This window comes from Eisenbergiella massiliensis (assembly GCF_003435485.1).
In genome coordinates, this window is sequence record NZ_QVLV01000023.1 from 47364 (window position 1) to 59458 (window position 12095).

A 12095-nucleotide genomic window follows, 5' to 3' on the forward strand; every position below is an offset into this window, starting at 1 on the left:
ATCACGATTCCTCCTTTTTAAATGCTGTCTGCGCTGCCCACCATCTCGTCCAGAAAACTAATGGTCACCTGATTTTTTGCTTTTTTTGATTGATACATCATAGTGTCTGCAACTTTGAACAGTTTTTCTGCGGTTCCACTTCCATATGCCCCACCTATGCTTACAGACATATGTAGTTCGGGATGTCCATCAATTATCAGACTATCAACAGAATGTCTGATCCTCTCCAGTTTTTTCTCAAATATCTCTTGGGGCATACTAAAAAAGATGATTACAAATTCATCGCCGCCATAACGGATAACTGCATCTGTTTTTCGCACACAGGATAAAACAGTTTGTGCAATGCTCTGCAATATGATATCGCCAACATCGTGGCCATAATTATCATTGATGTACTTAAAATCATCTACATCTATTACGGCCATTGCCTGAATATCATCTGTGCCTTGAAAATGCTCGTCATAATAGCGGCGATTGTAAATACTGGTTAAGGAATCAATATATAATAAGTGCAGTTGCTGCTGTTTGCGAGACAAGGCGGTGTATTTTTTACAGGAAAACAGCCTATCGTAGTCTATTTTATTTCTTATATCCTGAATATTTTTAGCCTCTTGTTCCTGAGAGGCAGCCATTAGTTCGTCTTCAAGTGTATCGGCAATTTCTTGCAGACATAGTAAAAGAGAAGGATTAAATGCACCGCATTGTCCTTCTAAAATCATTTTTAAAGCTTCTTCATGTGAATAAGCTTTCTTATAGCAGCGCTCACTGGTCAAGGCATCATATACATCGGCCAGCGCAACTACCTGAGCGGCAATGGGAATTTCTTCTCCCTTTAATCCGTCCGGATAACCATTGCCATCATACCTTTCGTGGTGCCATCGGCAGATCTCAGAAGCCACTTTAATAAGCGGATTTTCGCGCTGCTCTATGGACAGGTCTAATAGCATGTTAGCACCGATCACTGAGTGCGTTTTTATCACTTCAAATTCCTCTGCCGTAAGTCGGCTGGGTTTATTTAATATTGCATCTGAAATTGAGATTTTCCCAATATCGTGCAGCGCAGAAGCAGTGCTGATCAAAGAAATATCTGCTTTAGACAAAGGATATTGATCTGTCAGCTGAACCAACTGCTTCAGCAAATATTTTGTAATTGTATTTACATGCAGGATATGTAGGCCGCTCTCTCCATTACGGAATTCCACAATATGAGACAGAATTGAGATCATCAGCTTACTATTCTTTTCCTGCTCGTGAAATTGTTCTGCAATAATTTTTTCAAGGCGCTGCTGCCTTGCGTATAAAAACATCGTATTAGAAATTCGACGCTGGACAATGGTTGAATCAAAAGGTCGGCTGATATAGTCAAAAGCCCCTAAATCATAGGCCCTCTTTATATTAGCAGGAGTGTCATCAGCAGAAATCATAATAACAGCGAAGGTGTCATTCCAATGGTATTTGTTTATGTAAGCTAATACTTCAAATCCGTCCATTTCAGGCATCATAATGTCCAGAAGCAAAAGGGAGAAATCTGCTCTTTGCTTTGAAAGGAGAGAAATTGCTTCCACACCATTCTCAGCCTCTACCACATCATAGTGCTCTTCCAAAATATCTATCAAAAGAGCTCGGTTCATTTCTGAATCGTCCACAATTAAAATTTTTTGTTTATCCATGATACTTAAACTCTTTCCTATTGATTTGCATTTTCATTATAAATGTCATCCATATATACTGGCAATATCTATATTGGTAAGGTGTGCAAATAGGTGAGCGTTTTTTGTGCTGACAAAATAGACACACCATGATATAATCCAGACAGCAAGGAGGCAAGTTATGAAACCACAAGAGACAAAATTTGAATTTGTATATAATGAAATTAAGCAGTGTATTTTAGATGGACAGATACCTCATGGAAATGCCTTGCCATCTTCAAGGATGTATTGCGAACAATTCCATGTTAGCAGATATACGATTAATCGTGTTTTCGAAGCATTGAGGGCGGAAGGACTGGTTGATATTCAGCCTCGCCTTGCGCCGATTGTTGTTTCAAAAAAAGATACCTGTAGTTCATCAAATATTGTTTTGGAGATTCTAAAGCAAAAGGAAAGCATTTTACAGGTATATCAGACTTTTGCTCTAATACTGCCTTCCCTTATGGTTTTTGCTTTGCAGGGGTGTGATGTGGAGATAATGCCCCACTATAAGCAGGCTATGAAAGCATTGCGTTTGGGACATGCCCCCGGTGTATGGCGTTCCTTTTCTAAATTAGGATATGATATATTGAGAATAGGTGGTAATTCCCTATTCAGCGAACTCTACTCTACGTTTGGCCTTTATAATAAGCTTGCATTTTTTACAGAAGAGTGTACTTATTTCTCTAAATACTTTTTACAGGGGCCTTTATCTGCAACCAGTGTTATTGACATATTAAAGGGCGATGATCCACTTACGAAGTATGACCAGTTATCAAATATGTATCAAAAACTTGCGGATTCCATTGAGAATACGTTAAATTACCTGTCAGATAGCACTACCAAATGTCCTGCACAAACTGGTTTGAAGTTCTCGTGGAATCCCATGCGTGGTCAGGATTATTGTTACTCAAAAATTGTTGATGACTTGAATCTAAAAATCGGTCTTGGAGAGTATTCTGTTGGAATGTTTCTTCCATATGAAAAACAACTGGCCAACCAGTATGAGGTCTCTATATCGACGGTCAGAAAGGCATTATCAGAACTCGAGCAAAGAGGTTTCGTAAAGACATTAAATGGTAAAGGTACTATAGTGATAGAACCGGATGATACGAAACTTCATCAGCTGGCTCTTAATTCCGGATATGTAGAAAAAGCACTACGTTACCTTCACGCTTTGCAGTTAATGGTACTAATTATTCGTCCTGCCGCTTTAGCTGCTGCTCCACAGTTTACTAAAGAAGAACTGGACGAGTTGGCAGATAGATTTACTTCTTCTGACTCTATTTATTTGTCGGATATTTTGAAAGCCATAATGAGAAATACCACGTTAGAACCTTTATATGTTATATTGTCTGAAACCAATCATCTTCTTGAATGGGGACACCATTTTGCTTATTATCCGTCCAAGAAACATACACTTTCACATCTCAACAAGCAAGTTATTCTTGCGCTTCAACAGTTAAGGGAAGGTAATGCAGATTCCTTTGCGGATGGCATAGCAGATTGTTATCGTTACAATTTGAGTCGTATGAAGAAGCATATGGTAGAAAAACATAAATTTTATCATGTAGCTAATATTCGGGTTCCAGAAAAATATTAGTTAGCAAGCAATGGAAAGGGATATCCTTTTGCCCGTTTTCACTTCGTTCTCCCGACCAAAAGGCTACCCCTTTCCGCTTGTTGGGGAGTTCCCCAAGCCCCCGGCCCAACACAGAAATGTGTGGGCCGAACACCATGCGGAGCATGGTGGCTGCCGCGCCCTGGCGGACGCTTAAAGAGCAAGGACATAGCAAAAGCCGGGAACGGTGTCAGGGGCGCGCCGTGGCGCGTTCATTTTACCCTTGACACCGTTCCCGGCTTTTGCTTTTGGGTAGACAAGGCGGTAAAACCGCAGTGCGGCTTTACCGGCCCTGTTCCTGATTTTTCTCTTTTTCCTGTTCGTAGTCCTGTACCTGCTCAATACGCAGAAGCGCGTCTACATTTGCCTTGACTGTCTGCAATTCCTGGCTTTCTTTCCGCAAGCGTTTGAAATCCTCATAAGCTGTTTTCTTCTTAGCGAGCAAGTCAGCATATTCCGCCTGCAAAATTTTAACCGTGGGCAGCTTCTTTGTGCCTAAATCGTTAAAGGCCCGTTTTGCAGCTTCATGTAACAGCAGATCCGCTTCATGGGCAGAACGAAACGCCGCCTTTTCCCTGGGACTGGCCTTTCGGTAGGCCACATAGGTATCATGAGTTTTCGCATAATTGATGATGTGTGTTTTCAGAGCCGCCACCTGCTCAATACGGTGTTCATATTGCTTGATGGAAGCAGACACCTTTTCAAACTCCGAAGCGGTGGAAGCGGCCTGGGCCGCCAACACATCGTACTCTGTAATGTCATGCTCCGTTAGGTAATTGAGCGTCCGTGCCGCTTCTTTCAGGTTATGAATTTTCAGCCAGCGTTCATAGCCTGGCCCGCGCCCCTGCAAACGGCTTTGAATATCAAGCAGCAAATTGATACGGCCATTTTTTTGAAGCTGTGCAGTACGCCGACGCGGGCGTTTTTGTGGTTGTCCAATGCGGCTTTTTAAGGCTTCCTCTGTATAATCGGTTCCCAGCGTTCTGGTTCGGGTAAAACGCTCCTGACCCTCACCGGATAGGCGGAAACTAAGAATGTTCCTGGTAGTCTGAATCTCATAGCCCTCCCGCCGCATGGCCGCCAAAAATTCCTCATAGCTGGACACCGTAGGCAACACCCGGTCAATCGTCCGGCGCAGCTTCGCTTTCCAGCTTGAGCCACGCTTTTCATTGGCCCATTCTGCATAATGCTTTCCTTTTTCTTTTGGCTCCTTAATGACGGATAACTTATGTTCCTGACACAGCCGGTCATTGATCTGCCGGATTGTTTTGTAGGTATTCCAGTAATTGTTGAATTTGTGGGTGCAGTCCAAAGTGGTACTGTTAAACTCGATGTGACAATGAATGTGGTGCTTATCTATATGAGTAGCTACAATGAATTGGTGCTGGCCGCCGGTAAATTCCAAGGCAAGCTGATACCCCAGCCGGTTTGCTTCCTCCGGTGTAATTTCTCCTGGCCGAAAAGATTGAATTAACAGATAGGAAATAACATCTTCGTCTGGATCGCGCCGCCTCCCGGTAGTGGCTTCATAAATCTGCTTACTGACGGTAAATTCCTGCCACGCGGTATCTGCGCTGCACTGATAGGAGGATACCAGCAGGCCGCCCTTTGTTTTCTCAGGATTTTTGTCGTAGTCAAGCCGATCTTTCAGTACCGCCGCGATACTGCGGCCCTCACTGGCATGACGAGGTTTTATTTTGGAAATTGCCACCTGCTGACCCTCCTTTCGATAAAAAGAACCGCAGACCAGTTATGATCTGCGGTTCAGTGAGAGATGTTAAATTTCCATATGTGTTTTTTCTCGTTTTGCTTCTTTCAATATCCTGTTTACCTGTTCAAACTGCTCTTTAGAAACAAGTGCTTGATGGTCAAAGAGTTCCACCCGTTCCAGGGCACACTGCTTTTGTAAAGAGGGAGAGCCAAGCCGTCGTTCCAATGTTATGGTTCCCGTGTAAATAGAATTGCGCGATACCCTCCGTACCCGCTTTTTCCAATCCAGAAGCGAGTTAGAATTTTCTGCCTGTACTTTATCCCGGTATGCCCTCCGAATATCATCAGCAGGAAAATCAGCAAAAGGCCGTGCCAGGATTGCCCGCAGGTTTTCCGCCGATTGTGGGCACTCAGAGAGAATGAACGCCATATTTTTAACGGACAATTCTTCTGCTACATATTCCTGTATGGCTGAAAGGCTAACCAGTGGGATAGCTTCCTCATAAGTCAATTCTGTGTTCCAGCCTTTATGGCGTTCCATTACCTCTGTTACCAGTTCGGCCGGAGGATTCTGTATATATTCCTCTATCTTGTAAAAGATAAATTTCACATTCTCAGCCGGTAGATCATCAACTACAAGCAGGTTTTTGTCATTCACTTTATAACCATATATCTGTTCCTTTTGCACCTGCTCCATTCTGGCCCGTTTCTCTTTTAGCAGAGTTCTAAGCCTATCGGATATTTTACTGTCCGCTACCATATCCGCATATGCTTTTTCTATTTCATCGTAAGATTTCATAGTCACACCTCACCTTTATTTTGATCTACTTTAAGAACATGGACGCGGCACCCGTTTAGAATGCCGCGCCCGGTCAGCTTTTTTGTATCAAATAGATTTCAGCATGTGGTTAAAGTCCGCCACCCGTTCCGTCAGCCAGGAGGCCGCCAGCGGCAGTCCGTAGGGGCTTACCAGCCACGCCAGAACCAGGAAGCCGATAAATCCGTCCACCCGTCCGGCGAACAATACCACGATCCCCAGCAGGAACAACAGAAACGCGACAATGCCGAGCACCATGCCGGAAAACAGGCAGAAGAACCGGCAGAACGCTACCAGAAGCGTCAGAGCCAGGACGATGGGGAACAGCAAAATCTTTATTATAATTCTCATTCGCGCAACCTCCTTTGCAAACTTATTTACGGATACACTATAACACATTAAAGCGATACAGTAAAGGCAGTTTTTATAAATTGTCCAGCTTCCCCAGCAGGGTACTGACCGCGCCCCAAAGTTCCCCATACCGTTCCTGCAGGTCGGCCACATCTTCCTCATAGAGATTGCCGGTGCTGTTCACCCGTTTGGCGATCTGGTTTAAGTTGTTAGAGCAGATCCGCAGCAGCGACACCAGGGCTTTGAAGTCGGACATATCCACCCGGACGGCATAACCGTCCACCGCCATCTTTCGCAGGTAGGCCCGCTGGTTGTGAATACCAAGCTGGGCCATCTTTTTTTCTATGAGTTCCTTTTCTTCAGGTGATACCTTGAAATAAAGCGGGATTGTTCGCCCGCTGTGCGGTTTCATCAGATTGCCACCTCCATGTCTTTTCCTTTGGCGGGAGGGGAAGCCGTAGCCGCAGATTCCACGCCCAGGCGTTTGAGCATACCTTTAATGGAGGGCTGGCCGCCCTGGGTATCGCTTTCCAGCTCCTCCGCTTCCCGCTGGCGCTTGCCCACCGTTTTTCCGTCCATATTCAGGGCAATCCGCAGCACGTTCAGCCGGTCAGATTTTTCGGCAAGTTCCTGTTCCTGGGGGAATGACCGCTGTACCTCAATCTTTGCTTCCTCCATCTGTGCGGTCAGGTTTTCCAGGTTGGCCCGGTTTTCCTCCAAATTCTCTACCATGATGTTCAGCGCGTGATCCAAACGGGCCATATTGCCCACGGGGTCGCTGCCCAATTCAATGGTATGGGAAAGGCTGTGCTTCATCGTCACCTGAAATTTTTGCGTCTGTGTATCTGCCCATAAGGTCAGCGGGAAGCCCCGGTATTCGCCCAGGTCAATCCGTTCCGATACATTTTTCATTTGTGTGCAGGCTTCGATGATTGCCTGACCTGCCGCCTTGCGCTCCGTGTAAAGTTCCCCGGCCAAAGAGATAGAGAAGTGATCTTTATCCTGGGGGTGTGCCTGCAAGTGGGCAATATCTTCTTCCAGGCCCTTGATTTGTTCCTGCCTGCGCTTGATAGCCTGGGGGAAAAATTGAATTAAGCGATCTTCCAGCATATACCGCTGGCCCTCGTGGTTGGCTTTCAGCAGCTTCAGCTTTGTCACCTGACTGTCTAAATCGGTCATTTCAATAATGCGCGGGTCGCCGGAAGCCAGGGCTTTGACCTCTGCGTAGGACAGGGCGGCTTCGTCCACATCCTCACAGGAACGGGAGGGATTTTTACCACTCATAAGCTGGCCGATAAACTTTTGCTTGTTCTCCAAAATGCTCCAGTTATAAGCGTCAAAAGTGTTTTCCGTTACATACTTGAAAATCTTAACAACCTCATTCAGATTGCCTTGGCGCAGAATCCGGCCCTCACGCTGTTCAATATCAGTCGGTCATTTTTTGCGGACAGTTCAATACATGCCTGTCTGTTTCGCTCCCTGCTCCTGCGTTTGCTCTCGTTTGATTTCTCCCTCTGTATCTTCTTGGCACAAGCAGGACAATACTTCGATATGCCAGAGCGGGGAACATATTCAACACCGCACACCGTACAATTCTTAGGCTTTAACGCAGTCCACCGCTTTGTCGGTGTGATATGTAATTCACCGACAAAGCCGATGAATTTATAATAAATCTTGATTTCCTGCCGCACCATTCCGTCTGTAAGTTTCTCACGTTCCGAAACAAGTATCTTGTCTATAAGTGCGTTTATGATGGTTGCGTCCAGTTCCTTAATGCCTTGATAGTTGCGGATTAGGGAGAGGAAATCACGGACACCCTGCGTCTTCTCATAGCTGTCGCTGAGCGTTTCCGTTACCTCTTTCAGCCTTGCTTCAATTTCAAGCTGTTCTTTCTGGTATTTTCCCGACATCATCTCAAAATTCCGCTCGGTAATACGCTCCATCACCTTATCTTCATAGAGTGAGGAAAACAGCCTGTCCAGTTCTGCAAGGCGTTTGTTCAGTTTTCTTTGCTCCTTTTCCAGTGCCTTTGCCTTGCTCTGGTCTGTTTCCGTGAGCCGCTTTTCAATCGCCCTCACTGCCTTTTCATCATTGACTGCCATATCCGCAAATCGGTTGATGTCGGTGAGGACAGCGTTGAACAAGTCCCTCGCTTCAATGCTGTGTGCGGTACACATGATATTACCGTATCTGCCATAATTATTGCAGGAATATTGTACGCAGTCGATGATGTCGGGGCGTTTCCTCCTGTTGGCACTCATAGCCCGCATCGCATAGCCGCAGTCCGCACACTTAATAACGCCTGCAAAGATGTTCTCAAAGCCGCCCTTGTTTTCTGGTAATCTGCGGCTTGTAATAAGCTGCTGTACGGTATCAAATTCCTCCTGCGTGACTATCCCCTCATGGGTGTCTGGTATCACTTCCCATTCTTCGGGCAGCTTAGAGGGGCGTTTCTTGCTTTTCATGTTGGCGGCAATCCGCTTGTAGCCTGCAAGGTTTCCCGCATATATCGGGCTTCTTAAAATGCCCCTTACGCTGTTCTCGCTCCAAATATAACGGTTCTCCTCATTCTCCTCAAAATACCTCTCATAGCCTGTTGCCCCCTGCTCCGCCGCATAAGCGGCGGGGCGTAAGATATGCTGTTTGTTGATGTGCTTGCGGATTTTGGCGATTCCGTTGCCCGCTAACGCAAGGTCAAATATTTCCCTTACCACATGGGCAACTTTGTCATCTATCAGCAGATGGTTGTGGTCGGCGGGGTCTTTGACGTAACCGTATGGTGCTGTCGTCCCCATGAATTTCCCCTGCTGAAACCTCGCTCGGTACGCCGATTTTATCTTGACCGACACATCGGCGGAATACATTTCGTTTAGGATGTTGCGGAAAGGCGTGATGTCCATAGCGGATTTATTGAGCGTGTCCACGCCGTCATTGACCGCTATATACCTCACATTATGCTCTGGGAAAAACACTTCCAGATACAGTCCGCAATCAAGATAGTTCCTCCCCAGACGAGATAAATCTTTCGTGATAACGCAGTTTATCAGACCGCTTTCAATGTCCTTAATCATGTTCTGGAAACTTGGTCTTTGGAAATTTGTACCAGAGTAACCGTCGTCCACATACGTTTTTGCTAAGTGCCATCCCTGCTTTTTCACATAATCCGTGAGGATGGATTTCTGTGTCGCAATGCTCGCACTCTCGTTATCCGTGCCATCGTCTTTTGACAAGCGGCAGTACATGCCGACTTCATAAATCTTGTTCTCCATTCTTATTCCTGCCATACTGTAAAACCTCCATATCTGTCCTATCTGTTTTCATGTTCCATTGCGTACATTCTAAGCGGACAGCCCCTCATTGTCGAAGGTGTCGCCCTCGGCAATCTTCTTCCGAATATCCTCGGAAATAATCGGGATAAACGCTTCTGTGACTGTCTGCGTGCCGACATATTCACGGCTGATTATCATCTGAACTGGTGCTTTCGGCACGATACGCTTTCTCTTTTTATCTGCTTTCTTATCCTCGCCCATACTTAAATCTTCCTTTCCAGACAGGGCAGGAGAACGTCTGGAAACGCCCCGCCCTGTCAATCAGATACCATCAATCCCCGCTGTTTACTTCTTTCTGTAATGCTTCAAGGAGTGCTGCTGCTTCATCAGCGTTCAACGTGATACCCTTTCCGCACTTCTCACGGTTCGGGGAAAAGCTGCGGATGTCATATTTCGGCTCTCTTCCGTTCCATGAGATAAGATTGATTTCTTTTGTGTAGCCGCTGTCGCCCTTAGACAATACGGCGATTTCCTTTACAATCTCATACTGGATTTCTTTCATTCTTCATACCTCAATTTTCTGCATTTACCTCCCGAAAAGAGAAGATTAGCGGCTGTCCCTGCCCCGTTTCCTCTGCAATTCACGCTCCAAAAGTTTAATGATGGTTTCCTCCATCTGCTTCGGCGTTGTGTTCTTCGGAAAATACTTTTTCAGCTTGCTTGTGTTGATTTTCAAGGTTTCTTTCTGGTTTCCCTTTTCCTCCGTCATAATTGCAAATATCGTATCCATGTCAAGCCGCCCGCTCTGGCTTAGGCTTTTCATCCGCTGTGCCTGTGAGAGTGAGGGCGTTGCTTCTTCGCTCTCCATCGTGGCAAAGAGGTTTTCCTGCTCGTCTTTCTTCAAAAAGGACAGTTCCACCGCAGGCGTGAGGGCGATTTTCCCCTCGTCCACCATCCGCAAAATCGGCGGTATCAGTTCCGTCAAACGGATAAATCTTTGTACGGTCATCCTGCCTACGCCGAAGCCCTGTGCCACCTTGTCGTCCGTCCGCAACTTCGTCACAACTTGTGACGAGGTTAAGTCTGTGCGGAAACCCTGCCGCTTCATGGCTTCGGATTTCATCTTGTAGGCAAACGCCCGCTCTGATGGCAGGATATTCTCACGCTGTAAATTACTGTCTACAAGGGTGATGATGGCTCGGTCACGGTCTAAGGGCAGGACAAACGCAGGCACGGTATTTATCCCTGCAAGTTCAGACGCACGGACACGCCGCTGCCCTGCAATCACTTCATAGCCGTTCCCGTCCTCTTTCGGGCGTGTGATTATCGGCGTGACAATGCCAAATTCCTTGATGCTTTCCGCTAATTCTGACAGCGTTTCATCCTCTGCCACATGAAACGGATTGTCGGGAAACGGGTACAAGTCTTTGGTCTTTAACACCTTAAAATCCTGTTTCTTCATTCACATATCTACCTTTCTTTCGCTCTGCTTTTATGGTTTTTCTGCAATTCTTCCAACACTTCGGGCGGTATCTTTGAGAGCAGCCGCCCCATCTGCTCGTTGGTTCTCTGCAACTCAAATATCTTCTGGTTCGCTTTCTGCACCTTTAGTTCCTGCTCATACTTTTCATCACGCATACGCCCCGCATAGTCTGATTCCTGCCCGATTTGCTCCTTTAGGCTATTGATATAGGCACTCTGCTTACTGATTTCCTTTGAGAATTTCTCCACGTCTGGGAGCCATGCCGCAATCAGTTCCAGAGCCTTGTCACGCTTCTTCCCTGCATTAAAGGCGTTGATGTCGGACAGTGCAGACACAATTTCCTCATACTGTTTATCAAGCCTGCCGCCCAACTTATAGAGCCATGTGGGGACATGTTTCCGCTTCGTTTCCATTGAGGACTGACCTCTTTCAAGCTGATTCCACCGTGAGGACATCCGCTCATGGTAGGCGGTCTGCCATTCGGACAGGCTCTTTTGATTGCCTAAAATTGTTTTGGCAGACAGCTTATTGTCTGGTGTAATCGGCACAAAACAGAGGTGCATATGCGGCGTTCTCTCGTCCATGTGGACGACTGCGGAGAGGATATTTTTCTCCCCGACACGCTCTGAAATGAAATCCAGAGCCATCGTAAAATACGCTTTCTGTTCTTTGGGCGGCAGGCTGTTCATAAATTCTGGCGAAGCCGTGATAAGCGTTTCCACCATCATCACGCTATCTTTCCTCGTCCTGCACCCTGCTTCGGCTACCATGCGGTTAATCTCTTTCTTGTAGGTGTACCTCGGCGGATTCACAAGATGGTAGTTATCTTTCGAGCGTTCCATATCTATATCTGGATTGCTTTTATAGGCTTCTTTTTTACGCTCGTTGTGGCGTTCGCAAGCCGCAACGCCGCCCGCTTTGCGTTTCTGGAAACGCAGGATTGCATAGGGCATAATTCATCATCTTCCTTTCTTCGGCGGGTAAACTGCCCTTTGGGTGACAGCGGTGACGGCGGTGACAGCAGTTTTGGGATACCCCCTACCGACTGCCTCAACTGTCACCCTTATTCCCTGCATGACGGTCATGTCGATGATGACGGTGTTTTTGGAATACCCCCTCGCAAGAGCCGTCACCGTCATGCTGCCATTCTTTTATC

The 12095-nt window shown here is 46.3% G+C and carries 13 protein-coding genes; 1 reads left to right on the forward strand and 12 read right to left on the reverse strand.

Features of this window, described 5'->3' with window-relative positions; translation table 11 throughout:
- Positions 1-17: 17 nt before the first annotated feature.
- Entirely contained in the window at positions 18-1670 is a 1653-nt protein-coding gene (locus DXC51_RS23450) for a diguanylate cyclase (protein WP_021639584.1), read from the reverse strand.
- Positions 1671-1830: 160 nt separating this feature from the next.
- Between DXC51_RS23450 and DXC51_RS23455 the strand changes: the two genes are divergently transcribed.
- Positions 1831-3291 (forward strand): GntR family transcriptional regulator, encoded by a 1461-nt coding sequence (locus DXC51_RS23455; RefSeq protein WP_021639585.1) that lies wholly within the window; start codon positions 1831-1833, stop codon positions 3289-3291.
- 301 nt (positions 3292-3592) lie between these two features.
- Here the strand turns inward: DXC51_RS23455 and DXC51_RS23460 are convergent, their stop codons facing one another.
- The 11 genes from DXC51_RS23460 to DXC51_RS23510 form a co-directional block, all read right to left on the reverse strand.
- Positions 3593-5020, reverse strand: coding sequence for a relaxase/mobilization nuclease domain-containing protein (locus DXC51_RS23460; protein WP_021639587.1), 1428 nt, complete (start codon positions 5018-5020; stop codon positions 3593-3595).
- A 66-nt stretch (positions 5021-5086) separates the two neighbouring features.
- Entirely contained in the window at positions 5087-5716 is a 630-nt protein-coding gene (locus tag DXC51_RS23465; protein ID WP_181970178.1) for a recombinase family protein, read from the reverse strand.
- Between the two features lie 189 nt (positions 5717-5905).
- Positions 5906-6187 carry a CD1845 family protein gene (locus DXC51_RS23470; RefSeq protein WP_025489049.1) on the reverse strand — a complete coding sequence of 94 codons (282 nt, stop codon included), beginning with the start codon at positions 6185-6187 and terminating at the stop codon, positions 5906-5908.
- A 73-nt stretch (positions 6188-6260) separates the two neighbouring features.
- Positions 6261-6599 carry a plasmid mobilization protein gene (locus DXC51_RS23475; RefSeq protein ID WP_021639590.1) on the reverse strand — a complete coding sequence of 113 codons (339 nt, stop codon included), beginning with the start codon at positions 6597-6599 and terminating at the stop codon, positions 6261-6263.
- A complete protein-coding gene (locus tag DXC51_RS23480; RefSeq protein ID WP_025489048.1) occupies positions 6599-7504 on the reverse strand; it encodes a hypothetical protein in 906 nt (301 codons plus the stop codon). Before DXC51_RS23480 ends, DXC51_RS23475 begins: the two co-directional genes overlap by 1 nt.
- Before the next feature lie 65 nt (positions 7505-7569).
- Positions 7570-9471, reverse strand: a complete 1902-nt coding sequence (locus DXC51_RS23485) for a recombinase family protein (protein WP_117545518.1) — start codon at positions 9469-9471, stop codon at positions 7570-7572.
- A gap of 54 nt (positions 9472-9525) precedes the next feature.
- Positions 9526-9717, reverse strand: a complete 192-nt coding sequence (locus DXC51_RS23490) for a hypothetical protein (RefSeq protein WP_002596259.1) — start codon at positions 9715-9717, stop codon at positions 9526-9528.
- Positions 9718-9787: 70 nt separating this feature from the next.
- Positions 9788-10018: a YdbC family protein gene (locus DXC51_RS23495; RefSeq protein WP_002596258.1), complete on the reverse strand. Its 231-nt coding sequence runs from the start codon at positions 10016-10018 to the stop codon at positions 9788-9790.
- A 45-nt stretch (positions 10019-10063) separates the two neighbouring features.
- Complete coding sequence (locus DXC51_RS23500) at positions 10064-10918, reverse strand: ParB/RepB/Spo0J family partition protein (protein WP_002596257.1); 855 nt, start codon at positions 10916-10918, stop codon at positions 10064-10066.
- A gap of 8 nt (positions 10919-10926) precedes the next feature.
- Positions 10927-11892: a MobV family relaxase gene (mobV, locus tag DXC51_RS23505; RefSeq protein WP_002596256.1), complete on the reverse strand. Its 966-nt coding sequence runs from the start codon at positions 11890-11892 to the stop codon at positions 10927-10929.
- Between the two features lie 6 nt (positions 11893-11898).
- Positions 11899-12078: a hypothetical protein gene (locus tag DXC51_RS23510; RefSeq protein WP_004613323.1), complete on the reverse strand. Its 180-nt coding sequence runs from the start codon at positions 12076-12078 to the stop codon at positions 11899-11901.
- Positions 12079-12095 lie beyond the last annotated feature (17 nt).